The 26,504-nt window shown below is 36.2% G+C and carries 26 protein-coding genes, 3 other RNA genes and 2 riboswitches; of the genes, 6 read left to right on the top strand and 23 right to left on the bottom strand.

Annotated elements, in window-relative coordinates; all coding sequences use genetic code 11:
• Position 1 precedes the first annotated feature (1 nt).
• The 7 genes from BM211_RS04385 to BM211_RS04355 form a co-directional block, all read right to left on the bottom strand.
• Positions 2–262 carry a DUF6123 family protein gene (locus BM211_RS04385; RefSeq protein ID WP_035434946.1) on the bottom strand — a complete coding sequence of 87 codons (261 nt, stop codon included), beginning with the start codon at positions 260–262 and terminating at the stop codon, positions 2–4.
• Positions 263–423: 161 nt separating this feature from the next.
• A complete protein-coding gene (locus BM211_RS04380) occupies positions 424–564 on the bottom strand; it encodes an FbpB family small basic protein (protein WP_081904924.1) in 141 nt (46 codons plus the stop codon).
• 874 nt (positions 565–1,438) lie between these two features.
• Entirely contained in the window at positions 1,439–2,305 is an 867-nt protein-coding gene (locus tag BM211_RS04375) for a 5'-3' exonuclease (protein ID WP_035434948.1), read from the bottom strand.
• 117 nt (positions 2,306–2,422) lie between these two features.
• Positions 2,423–3,136, bottom strand: a complete 714-nt coding sequence (locus BM211_RS04370; protein WP_035434950.1) for a P-type ATPase actuator domain-containing protein — start codon at positions 3,134–3,136, stop codon at positions 2,423–2,425.
• A gap of 310 nt (positions 3,137–3,446) precedes the next feature.
• A riboswitch (M-box (ykoK) riboswitch) is annotated at positions 3,447–3,612 on the bottom strand.
• Between the two features lie 287 nt (positions 3,613–3,899).
• A complete protein-coding gene (locus tag BM211_RS04365; protein WP_035434951.1) occupies positions 3,900–4,286 on the bottom strand; it encodes a DUF350 domain-containing protein in 387 nt (128 codons plus the stop codon).
• Positions 4,283–5,515 (bottom strand): glutathionylspermidine synthase family protein, encoded by a 1,233-nt coding sequence (locus tag BM211_RS04360; protein ID WP_090995276.1) that lies wholly within the window; start codon positions 5,513–5,515, stop codon positions 4,283–4,285. Before BM211_RS04360 ends, BM211_RS04365 begins: the two co-directional genes overlap by 4 nt.
• Before the next feature lie 3 nt (positions 5,516–5,518).
• The gene (locus BM211_RS04355) at positions 5,519–5,830 is read right to left on the bottom strand and encodes a hypothetical protein (protein WP_035434953.1); all 312 of its coding nucleotides are present in this window, start codon (positions 5,828–5,830) and stop codon (positions 5,519–5,521) included.
• Positions 5,831–5,911: 81 nt separating this feature from the next.
• Here BM211_RS04355 and BM211_RS04350 point away from each other — a divergent pair, with 81 nt between their 5' ends.
• Positions 5,912–6,361: a hypothetical protein gene (locus tag BM211_RS04350; protein ID WP_035434954.1), complete on the top strand. Its 450-nt coding sequence runs from the start codon at positions 5,912–5,914 to the stop codon at positions 6,359–6,361.
• 232 nt (positions 6,362–6,593) lie between these two features.
• On the opposite strand, the gene ssrS (BM211_RS04345) is transcribed toward BM211_RS04350, so the two are convergent.
• From ssrS (BM211_RS04345) to BM211_RS04325, 5 genes are all read right to left on the bottom strand, one after another.
• Positions 6,594–6,778, bottom strand: a non-coding RNA gene (gene ssrS, locus BM211_RS04345) — 6S RNA.
• 21 nt (positions 6,779–6,799) lie between these two features.
• Positions 6,800–6,984, bottom strand: a non-coding RNA gene (gene ssrS / locus BM211_RS04340) — 6S RNA.
• Between the two features lie 115 nt (positions 6,985–7,099).
• A complete protein-coding gene (locus tag BM211_RS04335) occupies positions 7,100–7,933 on the bottom strand; it encodes a sulfurtransferase (protein WP_090995274.1) in 834 nt (277 codons plus the stop codon).
• A gap of 2 nt (positions 7,934–7,935) precedes the next feature.
• A complete protein-coding gene (locus BM211_RS04330; protein ID WP_035434957.1) occupies positions 7,936–8,208 on the bottom strand; it encodes a YpbS family protein in 273 nt (90 codons plus the stop codon).
• Positions 8,209–8,220: 12 nt separating this feature from the next.
• Positions 8,221–8,682, bottom strand: coding sequence for a GNAT family N-acetyltransferase (locus BM211_RS04325; protein WP_035434959.1), 462 nt, complete (start codon positions 8,680–8,682; stop codon positions 8,221–8,223).
• Positions 8,683–8,752: 70 nt separating this feature from the next.
• On the opposite strand from BM211_RS04325, the gene BM211_RS04320 reads away from it, so the two are divergent.
• The gene (locus tag BM211_RS04320) at positions 8,753–9,007 is read left to right on the top strand and encodes a DUF3931 domain-containing protein (protein ID WP_035434961.1); all 255 of its coding nucleotides are present in this window, start codon (positions 8,753–8,755) and stop codon (positions 9,005–9,007) included.
• On the opposite strand, the gene BM211_RS04315 is transcribed toward BM211_RS04320, so the two are convergent.
• Complete coding sequence (locus tag BM211_RS04315) at positions 9,004–12,666, bottom strand: dynamin family protein (protein ID WP_090995272.1); 3,663 nt, start codon at positions 12,664–12,666, stop codon at positions 9,004–9,006. The genes BM211_RS04320 and BM211_RS04315 overlap by 4 nt on opposite strands.
• Positions 12,667–13,158: 492 nt before the next feature.
• On the opposite strand from BM211_RS04315, the gene BM211_RS04305 reads away from it, so the two are divergent.
• On the top strand, positions 13,159–14,325 hold the full coding sequence (locus BM211_RS04305; RefSeq protein WP_035434965.1) for a DUF418 domain-containing protein: 1,167 nt from the start codon (positions 13,159–13,161) through the stop codon (positions 14,323–14,325).
• A gap of 14 nt (positions 14,326–14,339) precedes the next feature.
• Here the strand turns inward: BM211_RS04305 and pbuX are convergent, their stop codons facing one another.
• Together pbuX and BM211_RS04295 are read right to left on the bottom strand one after the other, a co-directional pair.
• On the bottom strand, positions 14,340–15,662 hold the full coding sequence (gene pbuX / locus BM211_RS04300; RefSeq protein ID WP_090995270.1) for a xanthine permease PbuX: 1,323 nt from the start codon (positions 15,660–15,662) through the stop codon (positions 14,340–14,342).
• Positions 15,662–16,255: a xanthine phosphoribosyltransferase gene (locus BM211_RS04295; protein ID WP_035434970.1), complete on the bottom strand. Its 594-nt coding sequence runs from the start codon at positions 16,253–16,255 to the stop codon at positions 15,662–15,664. Before BM211_RS04295 ends, pbuX begins: the two co-directional genes overlap by 1 nt.
• Before the next feature lie 106 nt (positions 16,256–16,361).
• Positions 16,362–16,463: riboswitch (purine riboswitch) on the bottom strand.
• A 364-nt stretch (positions 16,464–16,827) separates the two neighbouring features.
• Between BM211_RS04295 and BM211_RS04290 the strand changes: the two genes are divergently transcribed.
• From BM211_RS04290 to BM211_RS04280, 3 genes are read left to right on the top strand one after another with little or no spacing between them, the layout of a single operon-like run.
• Positions 16,828–16,974, top strand: a complete 147-nt coding sequence (locus tag BM211_RS04290; RefSeq protein ID WP_090995267.1) for a cytochrome c oxidase subunit 2A — start codon at positions 16,828–16,830, stop codon at positions 16,972–16,974.
• A 30-nt stretch (positions 16,975–17,004) separates the two neighbouring features.
• Entirely contained in the window at positions 17,005–17,478 is a 474-nt protein-coding gene (locus tag BM211_RS04285; RefSeq protein WP_035434971.1) for a cytochrome c oxidase subunit II, read from the top strand.
• Positions 17,475–19,124, top strand: coding sequence for a b(o/a)3-type cytochrome-c oxidase subunit 1 (locus BM211_RS04280; protein WP_090995264.1), 1,650 nt, complete (start codon positions 17,475–17,477; stop codon positions 19,122–19,124). The genes BM211_RS04285 and BM211_RS04280 overlap by 4 nt, the downstream gene beginning before the upstream one ends.
• 68 nt (positions 19,125–19,192) lie before the next feature.
• On the opposite strand, the gene BM211_RS04275 is transcribed toward BM211_RS04280, so the two are convergent.
• The 8 genes from BM211_RS04275 to BM211_RS04240 all read right to left on the bottom strand — a co-directional run bounded on the left by BM211_RS04275 (position 19,193) and on the right by BM211_RS04240 (position 26,469).
• A complete protein-coding gene (locus tag BM211_RS04275) occupies positions 19,193–19,657 on the bottom strand; it encodes a GNAT family N-acetyltransferase (protein WP_035434975.1) in 465 nt (154 codons plus the stop codon).
• Between the two features lie 56 nt (positions 19,658–19,713).
• On the bottom strand, positions 19,714–21,231 hold the full coding sequence (locus tag BM211_RS04270) for a carboxypeptidase M32 (RefSeq protein ID WP_035434977.1): 1,518 nt from the start codon (positions 21,229–21,231) through the stop codon (positions 19,714–19,716).
• A gap of 125 nt (positions 21,232–21,356) precedes the next feature.
• Positions 21,357–23,294 carry an ATP-dependent DNA helicase gene (locus BM211_RS04265; protein ID WP_035434979.1) on the bottom strand — a complete coding sequence of 646 codons (1,938 nt, stop codon included), beginning with the start codon at positions 23,292–23,294 and terminating at the stop codon, positions 21,357–21,359.
• Between the two features lie 132 nt (positions 23,295–23,426).
• Positions 23,427–23,612: a DUF3921 family protein gene (locus tag BM211_RS04260; RefSeq protein ID WP_035434981.1), complete on the bottom strand. Its 186-nt coding sequence runs from the start codon at positions 23,610–23,612 to the stop codon at positions 23,427–23,429.
• A 63-nt stretch (positions 23,613–23,675) separates the two neighbouring features.
• The gene (locus BM211_RS04255; protein ID WP_035434983.1) at positions 23,676–24,812 is read right to left on the bottom strand and encodes a THUMP domain-containing class I SAM-dependent RNA methyltransferase; all 1,137 of its coding nucleotides are present in this window, start codon (positions 24,810–24,812) and stop codon (positions 23,676–23,678) included.
• A 213-nt stretch (positions 24,813–25,025) separates the two neighbouring features.
• Positions 25,026–25,415: RNase P RNA component class B (gene rnpB / locus BM211_RS04250), an RNA gene on the bottom strand.
• Positions 25,416–25,502: 87 nt separating this feature from the next.
• Positions 25,503–25,844 (bottom strand): cell division regulator GpsB, encoded by a 342-nt coding sequence (gene gpsB / locus BM211_RS04245; RefSeq protein WP_035434984.1) that lies wholly within the window; start codon positions 25,842–25,844, stop codon positions 25,503–25,505.
• A 70-nt stretch (positions 25,845–25,914) separates the two neighbouring features.
• Positions 25,915–26,469 (bottom strand): SLOG family protein, encoded by a 555-nt coding sequence (locus tag BM211_RS04240; protein WP_035434986.1) that lies wholly within the window; start codon positions 26,467–26,469, stop codon positions 25,915–25,917.
• Positions 26,470–26,504 lie beyond the last annotated feature (35 nt).

Raw genomic sequence — 26,504 nt, 5'->3', positions numbered from 1 at the left:
GTTATGATTGTAACTTCCGCAAAAAAGCCATTGCGCTTTTTTTATCGGTAATTTCTTCTTCCCTCAATCGTTCTAACAAAGCGATAAAATAACTACCATCAAACTGTAATTGATGCTTAATGGTCGCTTCAATTGCCGCATTCACAATTCCATCAGATGAGCCTGTATAACCTTGGCCAAACATAATAAATCCTTGCGCTTCCTCTGATAATTTAAACCCTTTCGTATGTAAGAATGAAAGATAGTCTTGAACTGTTTGCATCATTTTCCCACCTAAATTCAAAAATTCTACCTTTCCTATCATACATGTTTTCTAACACAATGAGAATGAAATTTCTTTAACAACTCCTTTAGAACCTTCTTTTTCCTCAAAAAAACAAAGTGAAACCACTAAGTTCCACTTTGTTTTTCAGCTGCTCTTTCTCAATTACTCGCCGCTCTATATGACGTATGTCTTCTTTCAATTTTTTCTTCAATTTCTCTTATGTTTTCTTTATCATTCATTAATAATTGTTTATTTTCTATTAATAACTGTTTAAAGGATTTTCTTATTTTTTTTCGCATTTCAATCTTCCTCCTTAATTAGTACAAGTGAAACTTCCCTAAGCGAGAGTTTTTTCATCCCCTGCTCCTCGGTTCTCTTTGAATCTTGGAGCGGGGGAGCCGTTATAAGATTTTATTTATATAAAAGATAAATAATTATCTGTATTGTGTAATAATAATAGATTCTTGTGAAATCTATTTGAAATCCAAATGAAAACTACGTATATTTTCACGTTCGTTTTGTATGTCTTCTGTCTTACTATTCAAATATAAAGTGAAACTTTAATCAGTGGGGGTTTTCTTCATCCCCCACTGATTATTAGTTGAACCAATCGGGCTTTTACGGGCAGTTTATCTCCCACCTAACTTCTTAAGAAAAGCGGAAGCGGCTCGCTCAGAATCGCAGGGCGTTGGAGCCCCTGACAAAGAGGCGCTTTTTGCCTCGTCCGAGGGGGCGAAACGACTGGAGATTCTGCCGCTGGAGCTGGACAATGCTTTCGCTGAATTTTGAAGTGGGAGTATTACTGCCCGTTAATGCGGGATAAATTTATAAACAGCTTATTTACTATCTTTCTAAAGAAACTTCACAATTGTAGAAACCAGCTCTAGATACATCTTTTTCATTTTTCAACATATAAGCTGCTGTGTAGAGCAAAGCATAACCACCACTTGCTTTCTCCTTGTGTTTTAAACATTGCATGTGGCAGAAATAGGTCCTAACCGCTTCTATGTATGGCCAGTCCCTCCCAGGCCATTTAAAAAAATACTTTTCCGCCTTTTTTTATAGAGTGACTGAGTAGTTACCATTTATCTTTATATAAATAATAACGCCCGATCAAATTACGAATTTGATCGGGCGTTATCTCTAATATAAGTTCTTTTCAAAAGCCTTTTTCTATAGCATATTTACAAACATTTCTGGTCTGCCCCAGTGCATTTTCTCACAAACGAAATGTATTTTTTCCTTATCTATTGTGTGAAATGCTTCTTCTAATTGGCAAGAAATTGGCACTTCACAATGAATTTGTGCAAGTTGTAGTGACATGTGCAAATTATCTAAGTCACTTTCAATTTTTGTGCGCTGTGCTTTTGTTAATAATGTAATGTTTTCTAAGACACCTGCAACTGTTCCGTGCTCTTGAATAAGCTTATAGGCAGTCTTTTCACCAATGCCTTTAACACCTGGATAGTTGTCACTTGAATCACCCATAAATGCCTTTGCATGAACAATTTGCCACGGCTCTACGCCTTTTTCCTCCATGATTTTTCCAGGCGTGTAAAATTCATAATTTCCAATTCCTTTTCGAAGAAGCATAACTGTAATTTTTGTATCAACAAGCTGTAGTAAATCTGTATCACCTGTTAAAATAAATACTTCTGCTTCATGTTGATATGTTTTAGCTAATGTCCCAATACAGTCATCAGCTTCATATCCTTTCATACCAATAACTGGGACAGACAAATGCGTAGTCATTTCTTGCACTAGATCAAATTGTGGAATTAATTCTTCTGGCGGTGCTCCGCGATTTGCCTTATAATTTGAAAATGCTTCTGTTCGAAACGTTGTACTCCCCATATCCCAGCACGTTACGATATGAGTCGGCTCAATTGTACTAGCTGCTGTTAATAAATGCTTCATATAACCATGTATCCCGTTCGTCGGAATGCCATCTTGTCTTTTCATAAATTGTCCGTACACACTTGTTGCATAAAAGGCACGAAATAACAATGCCATACCATCTACTAATAATACTTTTTTCATAATCCATCTCCTAATGACAAAAATAAAAACCTCACGTCATGACGCAAGGTTGTATAATCAAATAATGATTGTAACTTTTATTATACAATGATTTGCTTTATTTAGCATCCATAAATATTACTTACAGCATTGATGTAATAGTTCCACATACGTATTATTTCCGGTCGAAACAACAACTGCTTTTGCTGTGCCACTAACGACATGAGTACCTTGATAGCATAAATTTTCAAGACAAAGTGGATTATAGTCTTTTATGCGTTTTAATGGCATAAATCGTTTTTTTTCAATATGATAACAGCTTTCATACTTTTCTACAAGTATCTCTTTTCCCGATAAAGGAGATTCATCAACTAGTACATCTTTTGCATAAATAATGCGTGCATCAGCTGGTACAGTATCACCTGCTGAAAGGCAAATCACATCTCCTGGGACTAATTCTTCTATTGGAATATTCATCATCTCAGAATCTTTATCTATCCCATTCACTTTATCATTTGCCACTCTTAAAACAGTAACTGTTTTTGCGTTCGTTTGATTTGCTTCCTTTTCAAACAGATTTACTATTCCCATCAACTTCATCACCATATGAGTCAACATCACTTTTTTATTCACATATCGTTCATTTTTCCCATATTGTACAATTCGTCTTTTTGCCTCTTTAACAGAAAGGCCATTTCTTGTTGTTTTAAAATAAGCGTATACAGATTTTACATCTCGAATCGCGACTTCCATTAGCATTTCATTATTCTTTTGTAAAACCTCTTGCACTTTTATCGTTTTTTTATGAGTAATATTATTTATAATTCCCTCTCGTTTGTTTACATATAACATCGTCCGTCTCCTCCTTCGCACATGCAGGAAGAAACTCATTGTTTCTCAATTTATCTATTTACAGATATAGAGGGAGGAACAAGTCGTTTCCTACCTACATCACACATTCTATTTTCGAAATACCTGGGTAACGGAACCGAGTCCGAAGCTGACATTGCTCCTCACCTCCTCAAATGATTATTTTTAGCTATGTATAATTGATACACCGTAATAAAAAAGACCTTTACCCGAGAGCGAGTAAAGGTCTGAACATACATAAATAAGCAACGTTTAATACAACTACATATCATGTAGCCTATATTAAAAACAATTGCACCTCTCCCTCGCCGAGCTTTAGCACTGTATAGCATAGGTTCTTAACCAGCTACATTAAAAAAGACCTTAATTCGATCATTCTTGTTGACCCATTGGCGTCTCTCGACATTTTTGGGCAGTAGCATCTCTCTATACAGGAGCCTCACCTAACAGAGACATATTTAGTTACAAGAAAAATGTTACTCCTATTTAAAATAGATGTCAACACTTTGAATTCAAACTTTTTTTGTTACAACAAGTATTTTTTATATAAATCCAAATTAATAACGACATAAAACCATTCTTTTTCGGTGGGCCAGACGCAATGTAAAAGAAAAGGAGAAACCAAGTGCAGACTCCTTTTCTTTTGCATAGTCGCAACTTATATATCGAAAAAGTAAAACTAATTTATATAGAAAGCGATTTAGACTCGAAACACTCTTATTCTAATACTAATTTTTATGGTTTTTTAATATGTTAAACACCCAGCAATCACAATTCCGATAGAAATTGATAAAAACATAAGGAAAATTCCGACGGCTTGGTTATCTTCTTCGATGCTTTGATTAATGTTAAAACGCGGTGTGCACAATTCGGCTAAATAAAATACAACGATTTGTGCTAAAATTCCAATCCCTCCCCATAAAGCCATATCCATTAGTGAAACAGAATGAGCAGTAGCCGAATACAAAACGATAGCAAGACCAAGAAGCCTTCCTCCAAGTGCGTAGCTTGCTGCACGATTCCCTTTAGCCATTAATGAAAATTCCTTCACTTTTGTTGTCACTTCCATTAGAAACAGACCGATACATAAAAGACCGAGTGAAACTGCTAAATAAAGTAAAAAGTTCATCATTTATAACCCTCCTTTTTAATTCCAACAGGTAAATAATAAGATTCATTTCCCGTAATTTTTTCACCAGCACGTATACCAATACTACTTGCTTTCCCAGCAATTAAAAACGAGCCAAACACATACGATAGCTCTTCGTTCCCTTTTTCAGTCTCAAAAGAAACAACTGGAAGCTTTATGTACTCTTGAAATACAGGGAGTTCTTTTTTATATGTTTGATATGCATTTTGAATTACAACCTTTGTATCTTTGTCACGAATTGTAACCGTATCACCTTCTCTACCAAACGAAGGTTTTTGAACAAAAGAACTCTTTCTTAAGAATTGATCTGGTTCTAAGTATGTAGGAAGCATATATTCTTTAATCCATTGTCGTTCTTCATTCGTATAAAAAGCTCCCATCTCAGCTAATCCCCAAATCAAGCATTGAATCGATTTTGGCTGTAGTAGAAAGGATGAAATAGGATTTATAATAAAAAGTTTTCCTTCCTGTACAAGTCGCAACAACTCAATTCCTACAAAATCTCCAGTTTTAGGATCACGGTCCTCAACTAAATCTTCAATAGGATATGTTTGCCGATACAAAATATCAATTGGTACACCGTCTCTGTCGAGCAAGGCATCTTCAGTAATTCTGAGGTCAGACATTGATACCATTTTATTTTCAACTTGACATAACTGACTCAAATACATAGTAGTATTCCAATCTTCTATATGTTCATGATGCGCTGTGAAAACAACGTTTGGCATTTCTATTCCTTTAGCAAATTCCATTACTGCTTTTGTGATACCAGAAGAAAGAAGACGTTCTTGACTTTCGTTTGGGTCAAGATAATTTAATTCTTTACACACTTCTCCATTCATTTGAAAACATTCTAGAATAAAAGTTGGTGTATCACTATTAAACTCAAGCATTTTGATACGACCATCTGTTAAAGCAAAATCAAACCGTGAAATAACAGATTCAGGAAACAGAGATTTCATTCTGATAAAAGGCAAACTTGAAGATGGAAAGCCAAGTTCAAGAAGCTGATCGTCAGCCAAAGTGCGAAGAAGTCTAGCAGTCTTAAAAAATACTTCTCCCATTCGTTCTGTTGCTAATTGTAAATTTCTAACAGTTTGCTCTGTTATTTCAAAAACATGAAAAAGGCTATACTCACTTCCATATAAGTCAGACCAAAAATGAGGAAATCTTGAATAAAATTGCCTACGTTCCTTTATATAAGTCGACATGATTTAACCTCCAGATCCTCCTTTTGAACCGCTTCCAATTCCCCCTTTAAAATTAGACGAAGCTTGATAGGATTTAAATTCAGGCGAATTTTTGAAAGTTGACTTATTTTGATAATAGTTACCGCTGTAATAATAATGTCCACGATAACTTGAATGATTATCATCACATCGCCACACTCCAAGTTCATCATCAAAGTCCCAATCGGAACAGCTCCTATCATTTGGTTTTGGAGGGAGATCTTTTGTACAACCTGATAAAGTGCTAGTCATTAAAGAAGTAAGAACACCTGTTACTAACCATTTCGTTTTTGTCACCTTCCCACACTCCTTATAGATTATATTACTATTATAAAAGAATTCATGATAAAATAGAAGAAAAAGGAAGAGGGATTACTATTGCGATTAGAATATCGACTTAATGATGAAGCTAAGCAATATCCTGCTTTATGGAACTATCCGGATATTTCTATCTCTGAAACGGTCGCAAGGATGACTTGCGAGTATTTCATAAAAAAAGGAGATACATATGTCGTAACAGCGACCGCGATGGACTCTGATGGAACAGCAGTAATATATGTCAAAAAAGAAACGTTCTTCGAAGATTCTTCAGAAACAATATATTCACATATAGGTTTTGAGATTAGAGAACTACAAGGAGAAAGTTCAATTTTGATAGAAAGTAATGATGTACGGAATCATGAGGATATCTTAACATACCTCCATTCAGATATTTTGTACGTTCATAGGAACGGAATATTAATGGAATTTGCCTTAGACTCTAGGGAGATTGATGAAGATCGAAAGTGCTATGTTTATTATGGAGAATTTACAGGTGAATGCAGATAACATTAAAAAGCTCTATGCTATATAAGTAAAAAACCGCCGCTCTTTTTAGAAGGCTGGCTATGCATAGAAGCGGTCAGGGCCTGTTTTCTGCCACAGGCAAGGTGTAAACAAAAGGAGAACGTAAGTATCGGTTATGTTGGATTCTCTGGATAGTAACGAACTCATATGTCAAAAAAGAAAAATGTTTTCTCAACAAATTAAAAACCTTACGTATAAAACGTAAGGTTTTTTATATAGCCCCACATATGCCGTTCTCTTCTAGATGTCCATAAACCCGCTCTCGCAGGTGGATGTTCTCAAAAACGCTTTCATCTTCCTTCTTAAAAAGATGGCTTGATGGCCACATTTTAATATTGAACTTCCGTATTACTATCATTGGTTTAAGACATACACAAGCTACGTACATCGTAGGTAATTATTATGAACCATAAGTATAAATAGAACCCCGCACGTGCCGTCTCTCGTAAATGTCCAAAAACCCGCTACTCGCAGGTGGATGTTCTCACAGTTGCCTTTCATCTTCCTTCTCAAAGAAAGGCATGATGTTGGCTCCTAAATATCGAACTTCCGTATTACTAACATCGGTTTTAGACATAAATAAGTTACGCACACCGCAGGATGTTTTATTTATTTGTCGTTATCTTATCACATTGTTCGCAACGTGTAAAATAATTTGTTTTTTAAGTATTTGTTGTTTGTGCCCCTATTGTAATACAAATTTTTTTAAGGTGCAATAGGCTACTGTTTTTCTTTCACAATTATATTTTCAGGATAAGAAATCCAATCACTCCAGCTGCCTACATATAATTTTACATTTGTAAAACCAGCCATTTTTAATGTTAATACATTTGGACATGCCGTTACACCAGATCCGCAATAGACAATCGTTTCTTTCTCTTTATCAAGATGCATAAAACGATCTTCTTGTTCCTTTTGCGTCTTAAAAGCACCAGACTCTGTTACACCATTTTTCCAAAAGTAATTTTGCGCAGTTGGAATATGGCCAGCTGCTTTATCAACTGATTCTTCTAATCCTGTAAAACGTTTTGGTTCTCGCGAGTCAATTAGCGCTATATCTGCACGTTTATTAATTTTCGCTTGTAGTTCTTCCATTGTAACAACAAAATCGTTTTGTATAGATGGAATGAACGTCTTCGGTGCAAAGACCGGTATCTCACTCATCACTTCAAAATTTTGTTCCTTCCACGCCGGGAAACCGCCATTTAATACATACACTTTATCATGCCCAAGATAAGTTAAGAGCCACCAAAGGCGAGAAGCCATCGCTCCCCCCTGACTATCGTAGGCCACAACTGTCGTATGTTCATCAATCCCCGCTTGCGAAAGCTTTTGGGCAAATTCTTCTATGTGTGGAAGCGGATGGCGTCCCCCGTGCCTTGTAACCGCACTTGATAAATCTTTATTTAAATCAAAATAGAGCGCAAACGGAATATGTGCTTCATTATATTGTTCTTTTCCCCAATTTGGATTTGTTAAGTCAAAACGGCAATCAATAATTCTAACATGCTCATCTTGTAAATGTTCATGTAACCATTCGACTGTAACGATCATACTTAACGACCTTCTTTCTCTTTTAAACGTCCTACGTATTCCATTACCATCTCTTCTGTTACAATTTTACGTTGCTGTGCAATGCCGTTTTTTGCAAGTTCATTAATTTGTTTTGTTATCATATTAATTACATCAACAGAGAAAGATTTTCCATTTGATGCAAGTGATACAGCCGCTTCAATCGCCGCTTCACGCTGTGCATCTAACTGTAGAAATGCTTTCACCACTTCATTTTGTTTACGAGAATGTGCTGTAATTGCTTCATGTACTTCCATGTCCTCTTCCTCCTACTGTAAGTGCATTGTAAGCCGAATCATGTCACGACATACAATGCCATTTTCCATAATCTCTTCTTCATAATGCTTTGAAAAGTAATCAAAATCAATAGAAAAGATGCGAAATCCACATTTTTGATACAAAGTAAGCTGTGAAACACTAGAATTGCCTGTGCCAATTTCAAGCGTGTGCATATTTTGTTCTTTTGCAGTTCGAATCGCATGCTGTAACAACTGCTTTCCGATGCCTTTTCCCTGCTCTTTTTCAGAAACAGCAATATTCATAATTTCCATTGTACTTGGGCGCGTTTCTAACAATACATACACTCCAATCACATCTTCAAGGCGCTTTGCGACATAAATGATGCCCCGATGGAGATACGATTTCAATTGTCGTTCGCTTGGATCAGCAAGTAATAATAGCTGGAGCGGCGCCTCATTTGGTAAAACATGTTCTATTACTAATTCTCCCATGAAAATTCTCTCTCCTCTTTGTTCTAAACCATACTTGTCTTCCATAAGTAATACAAAGGAGGTCATTATTATGGACAACAATGAAAAGAAGTGCAATATAATCTCCATTGATGAGAAGAAAAAGAAAAACGGTACGTACTCCTATCCAAAATTAACGATAGAAGGAAAACCATATGAGTTCACTTCCTTCGTCTTATGCGGCGAAACGCCAGACGGAAGACGTCTCGTCCTAACTCATATGGTTTCCTCAGATGAATTTGCCGGATTTGTAAAATCATTAGATACTGTACTACAAAAACGTATTGAACGTATTTTTTTCTCTTAATACGTATCTTCTAGTTCATCTTCTAGTATTATTAATTGTTTTCCTAATTCTTCTTTTCGCTGTTCGTATGCAGAAACATCAATTGTTTCCAATAACACAAATAATAAACTTTCATAGTATTGTGTTACATCTTGCATCATAGCTGTTTTCACAAGTTCCCATCTATGAAGCCATTCTTGATTATAATGATTAATAAATAGGCGTTGTTCTTCCGTTACGTAATCTGCTACAAACGGTTCTAACGTTTGCTTCATTTCTTCTTGCATCAATGCTTTATCATTTTTCTCAAAGAAATTTTTCTCGCTTTTAAAATGAGCTAACGCTCTTTTAAATTGTTTTTCTTCTATATTTGGAAATGGATTTTCATGAGTAAGAACGCGATAGTCGTATGTTACCTCTGTCTGAACTACGAGCTGTTCATTTCTTGTAACACATTGCTCTATTACTTCTTGTTGTACATGTTTCATTGTTTCATTTATCCATTTTTCAAGACGCAGTGAAGTTGCACGCATTTCTTGTAATAAGTCATGTTGTAAGAAAGCAATTAACTCCATCATGCACTCTTGTAATTTATCTTTCACATTCCCTTGCGTTCGTAAAGAAGCTGGATTAATAAATTCTGTAAACACATCATTGTAACGTAAAAATAACCGTTGCTTTACATAATACAGAAGTTCTTTTGCTTCATTTTCCAAAGACTTTTCCTCTGTTATTACGCTGTGAGAAGAAATCATGTGAAGCAGTTCTTCGCGTTCTGCTTCATATTTTTTTCGTTGTTGTTCTTTTACTTCATTGCCTTGCATTGCGCTTTCAATCATATTTGCAAGAAGCTTATGACCATTTTGAAGTGCGCTGTATAAAGAATGAACCGACACAAGCATTAAATCCCTCATAATAAACGAAGTGAAAGCTTGTTCAAATTGTGCAAGACCAGATTGCTCTAGAATGCCATACGCTGCTTTCGAAATATCTTTCCCTTGTTTTTCTTCTAATGCAAATAAACTAGATATTGCAAACAAGCGTGGATTACGAATCCCATACTGTAGTAATTGATCGCTAATATATCCTTTTACTGTTTGTAACTCCTCTTCGGACTGTGCTAAATCAGCCGCATTAATTAAGAAAAACATTTTATCAAGCGCAAATGTATCTTTCACACGACCAAGTTGAATTAAAAATTCTCGATCTGCTCGTGAAAATACGTGGTTATAATATGTTACAAATAAAATCGCATCTGCATTTTTTATATACTGGAACGCTACGTCTGTATGGCGAGCGTTAATAGAATCTGCCCCTGGCGTATCTACAAGTGCAATGCCCTGTCTCGTTAACTCACAATCAAAATAAAGCTCCATATACTCTACAAAACATGATTTTTCTTCGCTCGCAACATAATCTGCAAATTCAGCTAACGTTACATGAGACTTTTCTCCTAAACGCTGCTTTACATCATCATATCCACGCTTTACAGCACGTAAAAAACTAAACGTTGTTTTTTGTCTACCACTTGGTGCTGGATATTGCAGTACATCATCAATTTGCAAAAGCGCCTCTTCTAACGAAGTAATCTCACGATAAAATAATTTATAAACAGCCTTTAAGTCCTCAAACAGTGCCGTTTCTGATTTAAACTGGACAATTACCGTGCCATGCGGCAACTCATCTGTTACTGGCAAAATTTGACTAATTGTTGCTGTTGTAGGATTAGGTGATACTGGTAATACCTTCTCCCCTAATAATGCGTTCGCAAAGGAAGATTTCCCAGCACTAAACGCTCCAAATAGCGCCACTGTAAACTGTTTCGCTTCCACACGTTTCCTTTTCTCCATAATTTCTTGTTGTACATGTTTAAGAGCTGGAATGTGCTGTAAAACATCTTCTGCATCCTTAACATGCTCTATGATTTTGGCAATGTTAAGCTTTGTTTCCGTGATTGGTTTCGGCTCATTATTAGTAAGTTCACTCTCTAATTCGCTTTGTGTTTGTAACTGAAATTTTTCGTTTGTTACGTTCTTTGTTTGTTGTAAAGCTGTTTCTATATCTATACTTTGTGAAACAGAAGTACGATTGTGCCATATATCTTGTAAATATTTTTCATACTGATCATACTCTTGCATGCACTGTAATTGTATTGTCTTTGCCTCTTTTATCGATTCATATTGCGCTATTTCTTCTCGTATATGCCCTCTATCAGCTTGTACTTTGCTGTGCAAGAGCGTCAAGCTTTTTTCAAATATATTTTGCGCTTCACGACGATAACGTTTCTTCAATTCATTTGCAACATCTGCTGTATAATGAAGCAAATAGTCTCCAGTAAATCCTGCTCCTTGTTTAATAGTCGCTTCTAGTAATGCAGGAGTAAAATCTACATTTAAATCATGTATTCCTTTTCCAAGCTCTTCTGTGAATAACTCTTTTTTCTTAAAAAAGGAGACAACGTACTCTTTCATATGAAAATCAAGCTGCGTTTCTACTGCTTTCTGTAGTGCCTCATAAAACACTTCTAAACGACGCTGTTTTTCTTGTTCTGTTTTTCCTTTTGAAAACAGTAAACCAACTTTAAATTTTGTAAGCTTCGTTTCCAAATATTGATTTGCTAAATCCCGCATCTCAAACGGCATTAAATACGCATTGTCTAAAATATTTTGCAAACCGCTAAAAAACTGCTCTTTCATTTCTGCTTCTGTATGTTCAATCTGTTTTTCATTTTCTGCAAGCTGTCCTAAAACCACCGTTACGTCTTGAAGTGATAACATCGATGCTAACTCGTTTTGAAACGGTTCCAATTGTTTTTCATATTGTGAATGTAAAAACGAAAAATGTTCTTGTAACAAATAAGATACTTCTCTTTCCATTCCTCTTTTTACATACACATCTTTTTCCTTTACTATCGAGGAAAGGCATTCCTCTAGCTGCCCTAATTCGTTGTGTGAATGATTTGGCATACGTAAAGACGTATAGAATATACCATCTACTTCTATATTCCAATTATAAAATGATTGCGCTACGCTTTTTTGATATGCGTCAAAAGGCAATTCATTTTCTTTATGTTTATCAATTTGATTCACAACAAGATAAACGGTTTTGTTGCGCTGTTTTAACTCTTTAACAAACTGTAAATTTACTTCTGATTGCACATGATTATAATCCATCATATAAAAAATCACATCAGCAAGATGCAATGTAGATTCTGTTGCAAGTTGATGGGCATCATCAGTTGAATCAATACCCGGTGTATCAACAAGAACAATGTCTTCTGGAAGCGGTGCATCAACGCGATAAATATGAATACCAATCACTTCATCACCATTTTTGCAAAGCTCTTTTAATTCTTCTGCTGTATACATACCGTCATACTCGTATTTCTGTCCTGATTTTAAACTAACAACAACGCGATTTTGTCCTTTTTCTATTTTTACAACATTCGCGCTCGTTGGAATCGGACTAGTTGGCAACAATTGATTTTTAAATAAATAATTCATCATTGTTGATTTCCCAGCAGAGAAGTGCCCGCAAAATGCAATCATCAGTTGGTCTTCTTTATACTTTCGTACAACTTCAAGCAACTTTTCGCTCTGTTCAATATCTCCTTTTTTCTGCCATTCTTCATAAAAACAAACGAGTTTTTCTAAACTGTTTGTTTGCATTGTTTTTGTCATCCCCTCGTGCCCCTTTATTCCATGATGTTTCCACCTTATATATATTACTAAATTTTCAGCATCTTCACAGTAAAAAAATAAAAAATCCTTTTCATTCTCTGTGAAAATGAAAAGGATTTCTATGTAGTATAGTTCATTATTTAGTTGCTCCTACTCGATGTAACACATGCTTTGTAACAACTGCATATAAAACAATTGTTCCTCCTAAAAATGCATATACCATATTTATCACACCTTACTTTTTTTGATAATGATTATCAATTTTAAAGATATTGTATCATTAAAGAGAATGATTATCAATATATATTTCAAAAAGAAAAGCTCCCTTTTAGAGAGCTTTCATACTGCCTGTTTTAAAGGAATTGTAGATTGTTGTGCATTTTTATTATAATTCACAAGTGAATTGTTAACAGTTGAAAAATTTTGGAAATTTATACACCTTACAATTCATCCTGTATTATACTTAAAGAAATATCGATAAGGAGATGAAATATGAACAGCATTTCACAAAATGAAAGAATTCATTCTATTGATATGATACGAGGGATTGCTATTTTTGGTATTTTCCTTGTAAATTGGCCTACGTTAGCTGGAATCGAGTCTCGAGATTTAACGACTGTTTACGAAGGATTTGATCGTTACATCCGATTATTTTATGATCTATTTGTCCAAACAAAATTTTACACTATCTTTTCATTTTTATTTGGTCTTGGCTTTTATATTTTTATGAAGCGCGCAGAAGAAAAAACAAAGCATCCAAAATTATTATTTATACGAAGACTACTTATTTTATTTTTATTCGGATTTTTACACTATGTACTACTTTGGGACGGCGACATTTTACATAATTACGCAATAAGTGGCTTCGTACTACTTTTCTTTTATAAAAGACAGCCAAAAACTTTATTAATCTGGTCTCTCATTTTATTAAGTATTTGGGAACTTTTTGTGTTGATGTTGAATTTAGTAGCACTAAATATGACACCTGAAGCACTTGACACTTTATCTGCACCTATCGTTCCCTTGTTAGATTGGAACTTGCAAGTTCAAGATCGCTTTACTACTTTTTACTCAGAAGAAATTAGCGGTTCTCTAATCATGCTACCAGAAACAGTTGGTCTCTTTTTACTCGGTCTATATGCCGGAAAAAAAGAAATGTTTCGCCGCGTAAACGAGATTGATACAAAACTTAAGAAATGGCAAATCATTACCTTCCTTGCTACTTTACCAACATGGGGGATTATTATTACCTACTTTACTATGAACGATCTATACGTACCGTTTTCAATGATTTCATTTATTACACTAAGTGGAAAGACACTATTCATTTTTTATATTTTTACACTTATGCGTCTCTTGCAGCATGCGAAATGGCAAAAGGTATTCCGTCCTTTCCAATATGTTGGCCGCATGGCATTAACGAACTATATCTCGCAAACAATCGTTTCGTTATTCGTATTTGGATTACTATTCAAGGCAAATATTATTTTTCCGCTTTGGGGCGGTACACTTTTTTGTATTGGCTTCTATATCATCCAAATCTTTATCAGCCGCTGGTGGCTCTCTCGTTATCAATACGGACCGCTTGAATATATTTGGCGCCTTGGCACATATGGAAAAGGCATGCCGCTAAAAAAACAAAGCAGTGTCTCATCTTGAGACACTGCTTTCTCTTACGCTTCAGAAACTGTACTTTGTATTGAAATCTGCTCTTCTTTTACCTTCGTTGTCCTTTGCGGAACCATATTAAACACAATATTTAAAAGCACTGCTGATGCACTTCCTAATACAATGCCGTTATCTGTTAAAATACGAACGCTCTCTGGAAGCTGGGAGAATAACGTTGGCACAACGGTAACACCAAGCCCCATTCCTACAGAACACGCCACAATTAATAAGTTTTCCTGTTTTGCAAAGTTAACGCTGCTTAACATTTTAATACCATATGCCATAACCATTCCGAACATAGCAAGCATTGCACCGCCTAGTACTGGCTTTGGAATAATTGTTGTTACTGCTGCAATCTTTGGAATAAATCCAAGGACAATTAGCATACCGCCGCATGTGTAAATGACCACGCGATTACGCACACCCGTTAATTGGACAAGTCCGACATTTTGTGAATATGTCGTATACGGAAATGCGTTAAAAATACCACCTAACACCATCGCAATCCCTTCTGCGCGGTATCCCTTCGCTAACTCTTTTTCACCAATTTCTTTCTTACAAATATCAGATAATGCAAAATATACACCTGTCGCTTCAACAATTCCTACACAAGCAACGAGAATCATTGTAATGACCGGCGTTAATTCAAATGTCGGTGTTCCAAAGTAAAATGGCTGTACTCCATGAAACCAGTCTGCTTGTGCTACTGCTTGTAAGCTTACTTTCCCCATTAACGCAGCAATTGCTGTGCCAAATAATAATCCTAATAAGATCGAAATAGAGCGAATGAACCCGTCAAAAAAACGGTACATGATGATAATAAATAATAATACACCGAATGCTAACGCTAAATTAGATACACTACCGAAGTCTTTACTTCCTACACCACCAGCCATATCGTTCATCGCGACTGGAACTAATGTAACTCCAATAACGGTTACAACTGAACCTGTAACAACTGGCGGAAACAGCTTTACAAGTTTTCCAAACACACGAGCAAATAACACAACGAAAAGTCCTGCTGCAATAATAGAGCCATACACTGCAGATACCCCGTACTGCTTACCAATTGCAATCATTGGTCCAACTGCCGTGAAAGTGCAGCCTAACACAACCGGAAGTCCAATACCGAAGAAGCGATTCGTTAACGCTTGTAAAATCGTCGCAATGCCGCACATTAATAAATCAATTGATACTAAATACATAAGTTCACGCTGATTCAATCCAAGTCCGCCGCCGACAATAAGCGGAACGATAATTGCTCCGGCATACATCGCAAGCATATGTTGAATACCTAAAGACGCAATTTTAAAAGGATGTTGCTTCATCATTCTACCTCCGCTACTTCGTGTTCCACAAAGCGAACTGTCCCGTTGTCAAGCGATGCAATTTCCGCAAGCGATTCTACATGAACACCACTCTCACGCAATTTACTGCCTCCATCTTGAAATGCTTTTTCAATTACAATTCCGATACCTGCTACTGTTGCTCCAGCTTGCTCTACTAAATTTATTAAGCCAAGTGCTGCCTGACCATTTGCTAAAAAGTCATCAATAATAAGAACACGATCGTCTTCGTATATATATTGTTTCGATATAGAGATTTCGTTCGTTTCTTGCTTTGTATAGGAATATACTTTTGCAGTATACATATTATCTTGTAATGTTAACGATTTACGCTTTCTTGCAAAAACAACCGTTACACCAAATTGTAATGCAGCCATCACAGCTGGAGCAATTCCTGAAGACTCAATCGTCACGATTTTTGTAATCTTTTCGTCTTTAAAACGCTTTGCAAACTCTTTTCCGATTTCTTGCATAAGCACTGGATCAATTTGATGATTTAAAAATGCATCTACCTTTAACACATCATCTGACAATACTTTTCCTTCACTCATAATTTTTTCTTTTAATAATTTCATAGTTTGTTCCTCCTCTTATGCAATAAAAAACTCCAAAAGCAGCCTTCACCCAATACAAGTGAGGGACGTGCTTTTGGAGCTTGCAAAAAAAGAATGCAACTATAGTAATATATTCGTCCTCACTCATAGTCGAAGCATTTACGGTACCTCGGTAGAAACTTGCAGGCCATATCCCTGCGATTATATGAGTGTTGCTAACTTATTTATTTTATAGAAGGATTATAACGCACTTTTTTTACTTTGAAAAGTATCTTCTTAAAAAACACGTACAAAAATTATTTATCAACCATTTTCGTTCGACTTTTGCAATCCTTTTCATTCCGTCATCATAATCCACTAATTTCAAAATCAATATTTTTACTCCTATTGTAAATCAACATGAACTTCACATTTTTTTCACATTTCATCATTACAAAAACGGCAAAAAACCATGATTTATCAACTTTTCATCATCAGCATAGTTTTAATTGTATTAATGAACAATTTTTGAAAGCAACGCTGACGATATAGAAATTGTCGGAATTTTTCGTATCATAAAACTGTAAGATTCACTTTCTCAAGGAGGGAGAAACATGGGGGAACGTAAATTACAACAACCGGTGAAGAGAAAACAAAAGGAGAGCTCACTTAAAGGTACATTAATTTTTGTTTTTTTCCTTGGATTCTTTTTAATCTTTACATGGTTTAGTGTATATCAAATTTTTGTAAATCGATTGTAGTATTACTCAGAAATAAGGGGGAGATGAGATATGCACTTGCATAAGTACGAAAAAATTTGGCTCATTTTCGGTATCGGTTCATTATTTGTTTTTTTAGCTGTAATTGGAGTAAGCGCGTTTTATATGGGAAACCAGCCGCCTAGTTGCTTAACGACAATCAATCCAGAAAAAGTAAATGCGACTGCTCCCTTTGATCACCCTGGTGTAAAGCAAGTCGGGAAAGATCATTATCAAGTAACCATTGTCTCACAAGCATTTTCCTTTACACCAAATGTCATTAAAGTGCCAAAAGGGGCCAAAGTTGACTTTGTTGTTGCAACGAAAGATGTTGTACACGGCTTTGAAATTGCGGGAACAAATGTGAATATGATGATCGAGCCCGGCTATGTGAGCACAGCTTCTCAAGTGTTTCACAAAGCTGGTGAGTATTTAATTGTATGCAATGAATATTGCGGAACAGGCCATCATATGATGAGCGCGAAAGTAGAGGTGACTGAGAAATGATCGCACTGCAAGATAAAATAAGTAAACGCGATGCAAAATTAGCAATGGCTCATATCCATGTTGCATTTATCGCTCTATTCTTAGGCGGATTATGCGGACTATTACAAGTACTTGTCCGATCTGGAAAGTTTAATCTTCCAGCTAATATTGGTTATTATCAAGTGTTAACAACACACGGCGTATTACTAGGACTCGTATTAACAACATTTTTTATTATCGGTTTTTTATTTGCTTGTATGAGTAAAACAACAGGCACTCTTTCAAAAGGCGTGCGGAGGACAGGTTGGATTGGCTTTTGGCTTATGACAATCGGGACCGCCCTGACCGCTGTTTTTATACTGTTAAATAAGGCCACCGTTCTCTATACATTTTATGCTCCGCTAAAAGCTCATCCTGGTTTTTACATCGGTCTTACCCTCGTTATTGTCGGCAGTTGGTTTAGCGGTTTTGCAATGTTCGCTCACTATCGCACCTGGAAGAAACACAATAAAGGAAAAGTCGGTCCATTGCTGAGCTTCATGGCTGTTATTACAATGCTCCTTTGGCTTGTTGCAACGATTGGCGTTGCTGCAACAGCACTCGTACAATTCATTCCTTGGAGCCTAGGCATTGTTGATAAAATTGATGTTCTTGTCAGCAGAACATTATTCTGGTATTTTGGTCATCCACTCGTCTATTTTTGGCTTCTTCCTGCTTATATGGCATGGTATGTCATCATTCCAAAAATTATTGGTGGAAAAGTTTTTAGTGATTCTCTCGCTCGTTTATCGTTTATTTTGTTCTTATTGTTTTCCGTTCCAGTTGGATTTCACCACCAATTAACAGAACCTGGAATCGATCCGGGGTGGAAATACTTACAGGTTGTTTTAACATTTATGGTTATTATCCCTTCATTAATGACGGCATTCTCTCTATTTGCATCATTTGAACAATATGGACGTTCAAAAGGAGCAACTGGACTATTCGGTTGGCTTCGTGTGCTTCCATGGTCTGACGCTAGGTTCTTTGCACCGTTCGTTGGAATGCTTATGTTTATCCCAGCCGGAGCTGGAGGACTTGTAAATGCAAGTCATCAATTAAATCAAGTAGTTCATAATACCATCTGGATAACAGGACATTTTCATTTAACATTAGCTACATCTGTTGTACTCACATTTTTTGGAATTGGCTATTGGCTAATCCCCCACTTAACAGGACGTGTATTGACAAAAGAGATGAATCGCCTTGCGATGATTCAAACTTGTGTATGGTCACTTGGAATGTTTTTCATGTCTGCTGGAATGCACTTTGCTGGATTATTAGGAGCTCCGCGCCGCTCTTCTTTTTCCACATACGGCAATGCACCACAAGCAGTTGAATGGATACCATATCAAATTGCCCAAGCAGTTGGCGGCACAATTTTATTTGTCGGAATCATTTTAGCTATCATCATTTTCCTAGACCTTGCTTTCTTCGCACCAAAAGGCCATACTGAATTTCCAGTTGCAGAAGTATCTGATGCATCTGATCAACCACCAATGGTCTTTGAGAACTGGAAACTATGGCTCGGTATTACAGCACTACTTATTTTATTCGCCTACACGATTCCGTTTATAGATATGATTCAAAATGCGCCGCCTGGTTCGAAAGGCTTTAAATTGTGGTAAATGAAAAGCAGAGGGAGCCCCCTCTGCTTCATTTCAAGTATATCTATTGAATCCATGTACCCGAAGGTCTAAATCGAATACATCATTTTTAAAAACTCATAGCGCCCGCCATTTGTCTCTTGAACAAATGTACCAACCGCTTTAAATCCTGCCTTCTTATATACTTTAATTGCCCTTTTATTAAATGTCGCGACTGATAGCGTCATATATTTAGGGTGATATTTTTTTTCACTAAAGGCTAACCCAGCCTTTACAAATTTTAATCCAAGACCATTTCCTGTTATATCAGGCCTCATCCCTAACCCAATGTCCACTGTTTGATTGTCTATCTTATGAAAACTAAAAAAGCCAACCAGCATTTTGTTTTCCTGAACTACAAATGTAGTGTCTACTCTTAATTCATCGTTTAAAAATCCTTCTAAATCTTCCATGTCTGCTTCCATATCATAAAAAGAATATTCCCCTTCATAATGCCAGTTATATGCGATTTCCCTTGCTTCCTCTTGTGTCATCGCTTTAAAAATATACCCCACTCTTTAACCCCCTAGTTCACAAAAAGGAGCTGCAATGAAGCAGCTCCTTTTCCTTTTTATAGTTCATAAATCTCTTTATACTTCGCCTCTAAATAATCTGCTAAATAATTCGCATTCAATCCTTCACCCGTTACATCTTGTAAAATTTCTAAAGGCTTTTTCGTTTTCCCATATTGGTGAATGTTTTTTGTTAACCATTCACGAATTGGTGTCACGTTTCCTTCCGCTAGTAATGCATCATAGTTTGGAATCTCTTCTAACATCTTATGTTTAAATTGCGCTGCGTACATATAACCAAGTGCATAAGATGGGAAGTAGCCAAACGATCCATCTGACCAATGCACATCTTGGAGTACACCCTGTGCATCCGTTTCTGGACGTATACCTAAATAACTTTCCATTTTATCATTCCATGCTGCTGGCAAGTCTTTTACTTCTAATGTTCCATCAAATAATTCTTTCTCCAGTTCATAACGAACCATAACATGAAGCGGGTATGTCAGTTCATCCGCTTCAATACGAATAAAGGAAGGTTTTGACTCATTAATTGCATCATAGAAATCATCTAGTGATACACTTTCAAATTGTCCATCACTAAATTGTTTCAATACATCATAATTCTTCTTCCAAAATGATTTATTACGTCCAATAAAGTTTTCAAAGAATAATGATTGTGATTCATGAATCCCCATTGATGTACCACTGCAAAGCGGTGTACCTTCTAATTCTTCTGAAATATTTTGTTCATATACAGCATGTCCACATTCATGAATTGTTCCGAAAACTGCCATGCGGAAGTCATTCTCATCATAACGAGTCGTAATGCGAACATCCCCTCTATTTAATGTTATTTCAAAAGGATGTATCGTTTCATCTAGACGACCGGCCTCGAAATTATAATTTAATTGTTTTAGTAACCCTAAAGTGAAATTCTTTTGTTGTTCTTTTGAAAAATGTTCAAATAAAGCATTTGTTTTTAATTCTTTATCGGACTTGGAAATTTCTTTTACAAGCGGAACAATACGCTCACGTAGTTGTCCAAATACATGATCTAACACTTCTACCGTAATACCTGGCTCATACATATCTAAAAGCGTATTATATTTATAAGTTTCATAACCCCAATATGTAATAAATTTCTTCTTATATTCAACAATTTTTTCTAAGTATGGCCGAAACATTTCAAAATCAGATTTTTCACGAGCTTCTCCCCAAATACTTTCCGATTTTGCTTGTAATTTGACAAACTCTTCATACTCGGTCTGTGGAATTTTTTTATTCCGATCATACTCTTTGCGGCACTCTTCTACAATTTTCTTCGTTGTTTCAGAAATTTTATTATCTGCAATTAGCTGTTCTAATTCTTTTAAATATCGTTCCATCTCATCAGAAGTCGATAATGAAAAAACCTCTGATGAAAGCATCCCAATTACTTCCGAGCGCTGATCGACACCCTTCTTCGGTGCTCCTGTTCGTAAATCCCAAAATATTAGACTTAATGCTTCCCCGTAATTTCCAATCTTTTTCACATATGCTAAAAATTCTTTTTCTACTTCATATGTAGCAATCGTCATATTATAAAAACCTCCTTTTTCTACCTCACCCTTATTTCGACATAAACAAATAAATTCCTTTTCTAATAGAAAAAAAGCTTAGCAAACGCCAAGCTTTTTCCGATTAAAAAGAGAAAGATGTCACTCTAAAGCACTGTACCTTCTACTGGAAGCACCTGTTTCACAGCTTCTACTACCTTTTCATTTTCATCTTCTGATAGGAATAACGAAATATATCCTTCATCTTCACTCGTACGAATTAAACGACCGATTCCTTGACGAAGACGTAAAATCATATATGGTACATCAACATCCCAAAATGGATCATTCACGTGCTTACGCTTCGCTTCAAATACAGGATCATTTGGAGGGAATGGAAGCGACCAAATAATAACATGAGATAAAGATGAACCTGGAATATCTAAACCTTCCCATAAATGAACCGCACAAAGCACAGTCTCTTCTTCATTTTGGAAACGAGAAACAAGCTGACTAATTTCCTGGTCTCCTTCATATAAGAACGGAACAGACATTTGCTCTTTATTCACATATTCTTTGAACGCCGCAAGCTCTTGTGTTGTGCGGAATAATACAAGCGTGCGTCCATTTGTTTTTTGAATGTTCTCAAGTGTATATTGACATTTTCGTTCCCATTCATTTTCCTTCGTATATGACGGTAAGTACACTTTCATTTGTTCTTCATAATCAAACGGTGAAGCAACAGAGAATGATAAATAATCTTTTACCCCTAAGCTATTTGCAGTAAACGCAAATGAGTCATTTTCTGATAATGTTGCAGATGAAAAGATGTACGGGATTTTTTTGGAGAATACTTTTTCTTGTAGCACTTCTTCTACAGCACGCGGCATAATTACAAGCGTAAAGGAACCATCGCTTTCTTCTCCCCACGTAATTACATTTTTCTCATGCATAAATAAGCGTAATGAATGCTCTAATACATCCAAATGCTCATCAACAATATTTAAATCATATGTGTTTACTGTGTACATTTCACTTTCAAAAACTAGCGCATCGCCGACTTCAGAGATTTTTGCATATAGGCGTTTCGCTTCTTTCGTGACTTTTTCTGTTAATTGAATTTCTAATCGATTAGAACCAGCAATTTCCTTCTTACTTTCTTTAAGCGCCTCAAAAAACTGCTCTGTTTGCCAAATTGTTTCCTCTACTAAATAAGCAAACTCTTCGCGAATATCATTTTGCAGTAGTCGTGTTAAAAGTTGTTCCATCATTGTTTGTTTTAAACGATACGTAAGTGCTTTTTGCGCTGCATACTCCACAAGATGACCTTCATCAAAAACAACGCAGCTACTCTCTGGTAACAATGGCATTTGTCCTTCACGTTTACGCGCATCATATGTCCAAATATGGTCCATATAGAAATCTTGCGAACAAATAATTAAATCTGCAGCTTTACGATAATGTTCACGAGATAATGTTTGTCCGCAGCGATGTCGGGACTCACATGTAAAACAATCTTGGAAATAATCCCACGATACTTTTGACCATTCTTCATCATTTAATAACGGAAACTCTTTGCGATCACCGTAATGAGTAAAGTTTTGCAGCGTTCCATGATCAAATACGAATTGTGGCAATTCATAATATAAATCTTCAATTACTTCTGGAGCTCGTCCACTCATTACATCTTCAAGTTTACGTAAGCATAAATAATTGTCCATTGATTTAGCTAGACGCACATCAACTGATAACCCTAATGCTTCTGATAATTTCGCAATGTCGCCTTCTTCTTTTACTAGCTGTTCAATTAATGTTTCGTCTGCACAAGCAATAACAGCTGGCTTTCCTGTATAGCGCGCATAACAAATTGCATATAGCAGATATACAATCGTTTTTCCTGTTCCAACACCCGCCTCAGCAAACATTACTTTTTTCTCTTGAAATGCTCGTTCTAATTGAAACGCCATAAAAATTTGCTCATCACGCTCTTCAAATCCCTTTTCTGGTAAAACGTCGTAAAATACGTCTCCAATCCACTCATTTAACTTGTCGAAAAAATTATCTTGTTTCCCCACTTCAAATGGCAACTTTTGCTTCGTAAACATGCTATTCCTCCAACTACTCAATTTCTATATAAAAAGACAGAGCAACTCCTCATATAAAGAGCAGTTGCTGTTTTCTTGTTGTTTGCACTACAATTGAGCGAAAAAAGTTTTCCTGAATGAAGGAAAACTTTTCTACTCTATCAATGATTTTAAATATCGCTTATCAATTAAAGTTTCATGTGATAAAGCTGATAAATACTCTTCACGTGCTCTTTCTAACTCATAATCGGCTACGCCGTGAAGGTTTACTTCCTTCTCTAATTCATCATACGTTCGATGAATAGCCTTTTGAATAATGGAAAATTGCAAACCATCCATTAGCGCTTCCTCCTTTAGATTATCGCATAATAGCAAGTATATGCGTTCTAAAGAAGTTTTATACTAATCGCGCGGCGGACGTTTACCGAAATACTGGTAGTAATCAGTGCGAATAAATCCATTAAATAACTTACGTTTCTTCGATGCATCTTTGCCAAACCATTTCTCAAATTCAGGATGGCTTGTTAATACATATAAAGACCACGTATCTAGCGGGCGGAAGGCCTGTCCCATCTCCGCATACATTTTTTCAACAAGAGGCTTTTCACTTAAACGTTCTCCGTATGGAGGATTCGTCACAACGTAACCGTATTCCTCTTTTGTAGTAAAATCTTTTACTTGCATTTGCTTAAATGTAATCAGATCACCAAGTCCTACTTCATCAGCATTATCTTGTGCAACCTGTACCATACGATGATCAATATCTGATCCGATAATTTGAAGCGGTTGATCGTAATTTGCTAAGTCCTCTACTTCTTCACGAGCTATGCGCCAATTTTCTTTACCAACCCAACCCCAACCATCAGAAGCAAATTCACGGTTAAAGCCTGGAGCAATATTTTGACCAATTAACGCCGCTTCAAGTGGAATTGTTCCAGAACCGCAAAATGGATCTACAAACGGACGATCTGGTTTCCAGTTTGTTAACATAATTAACGAAGCTGCCAGCGTTTCTTTTAACGGTGCATCCCCTTGTCCAACGCGGTATCCACGCTTATGAAGCCCAACACCACTTGCATCAATTGTCAACGTTGCCACATCTTTTAATAATGCAATCTCAATACGAAATAGTGGGCCATCCTCTTCAAACCATGTTGTACGTCTATATGTACTTTTCAATTTTTCCACGACAGCTTTTTTTACGATACTTTGACAATCCGGCACACTAAACAATGTAGATTTGATCGATTTACCGATAACAGGGAATTCTCCGTTTTCCGGGATATAATCCCCCCAATTTAGGGCCTTTGTTTTTTCAAATAATTCATCAAATGTTGTTGCCTTAAATTCACCAACTTTAATTTTCACACGATCCGCTGTACGGAGCCATAGATTACTACGACAAATAGCTTTTTCGTCCGCTTCAAACGTTACTTTACCATTGTCTACCTGGCATTCATAACCGAGATTGCGAACTTCTCTTGCAACAAGCGCTTCAATTCCCATTGCAGCAGTTGCAATTAAAGTAACTTTTCCCATCTTCATTCTCCTCATAATGTATAATCAAGCAATAATCAGCAATATAATCCTCTCTGCCGATCAGTAAAATTCATAACATCTTCATTCAATACAATTTCATTAAGTTTACAAAACTTTCTTTACCATTTTAACTCACATTCCAAAACTTCATACAAATAAAAAGCCCTCCTCTTACAAAGGAGAGCTGAACAAATTCATGATTGGTTCATAACGTTCTGTAAGCCATGTTCTGTACCTTTGTACTGCAAACGGCCCACGCCTCGTACTCCGGTGGCAATCATCTATCTACAGAGCAATTGCATCTGTCCTTTCCCATCGTTCATTTCCTTAGGAAAAGTTCCCCTACCAATATTTGGGTTTCTCGCTCGTGGGGTTTACCTCGTTCCACTCCCATCATTTCTTCTGGGACTTCGTCACTGTGGCACTTTAAAGGTAGTCAAACCATATCCAAATGGACTTAGGTTTTTTCCCTGCCGTTAATCCAGCTTTACGCCAAATTACCCTAGCTTATGACTTCGCTAGGCACGAACACTACGACCATCTCAGGTCGTGCGAGCATGGACTTTCCTCTACAACAAAAAGTTGCAGCGATTACCCAAACGTTATGACATGAATTAGTATAGTGGAAACACAAATATTTTGCAACGTTTTTTATCCGAAAAATACTACGAACTTATTTATTCTCTTCCATTACTCGTATAGTTTACTTCCAAATACAGCTTTCTCCAAATTCGAAAGACGTTTTAAAATGTCTGTATTTGTATTGTTATATACTGGTTGCGGAGTCGAAATTGGCGATGGTGTCGGTTGTACTTGTACACTCAACGCTTTTTGTTTTTGTTCTTCCAATTCTTGTTTTAAACGTGCATTTTGCTGCTTTAATTGCTCAACTTCCTTATGAAACGCCTCATAGTCCTTAATAATTAAATCTAAAAACTTATCAACTTCTTCTTGTTGATATCCTCGCATTCCTGTTTTAAACTCTTTTTCTAAAATATCTTTTGCTGTTAACTTAATTTTATCAGAAATCATTCATTCCACCTCAAGCCTTTACCAAAACTTTCATTACTTAAATTTTTTCAGAAACAGCTCATTTTGTCAATCATATATCTTTATTCCACTGTTCTTCTTCTATTATATCTTGTAAATCAGAAAAAAGTATGAAATAACATTGATAATTTTGAGTTTCTGCTTTTTTTCTTCCTACTTCCACCATATATTTAGGACTTCCGGGCTTTTCCTCATCATACATAGCAAGCAAAGCATCACTTTTTTCAATTAAAAATTGATTTTTTAAACGGAATTGCTCTGGGCTTTCATATTTTCGCTTTGTGATGCTATCCACATGATCCGCTTGCGAAAGAATAAATTCATAATACTCCCTATTGTTTTCTTTCCAATTTTCTTCCTGCTCTAAAAAAGGGGTAAATATAGCTAATTTTAAATCCGGGTATTCCAATTGTAAATCAAAGACCACTTCAGCCGTCCATAACTCTACCCCTAATTGCCCACTAATAATTACCCATTCTAATCCTTCATCTAACAACGAAAGTAACCCTTTGCGCACCGCTTTTTTTATGTACTCTACACCAGGATGTTCATTTGAGAAAAGGCCCAGTTCAAATGGTTTATATCCTGTAACAGCTACTACTTTCAAAATAATACGCCCCTTTTCAAAAAAAAAGAACTAGC

It is taken from the genome of Bacillus sp. 491mf (genome assembly GCF_900112415.1).
Classification (GTDB): domain Bacteria; phylum Bacillota; class Bacilli; order Bacillales; family Bacillaceae_G; genus Bacillus_A.
The sequence above is the reverse complement of the archived record's forward strand: the minus strand, read 5'-3'. Positions and strand labels throughout refer to the sequence as shown.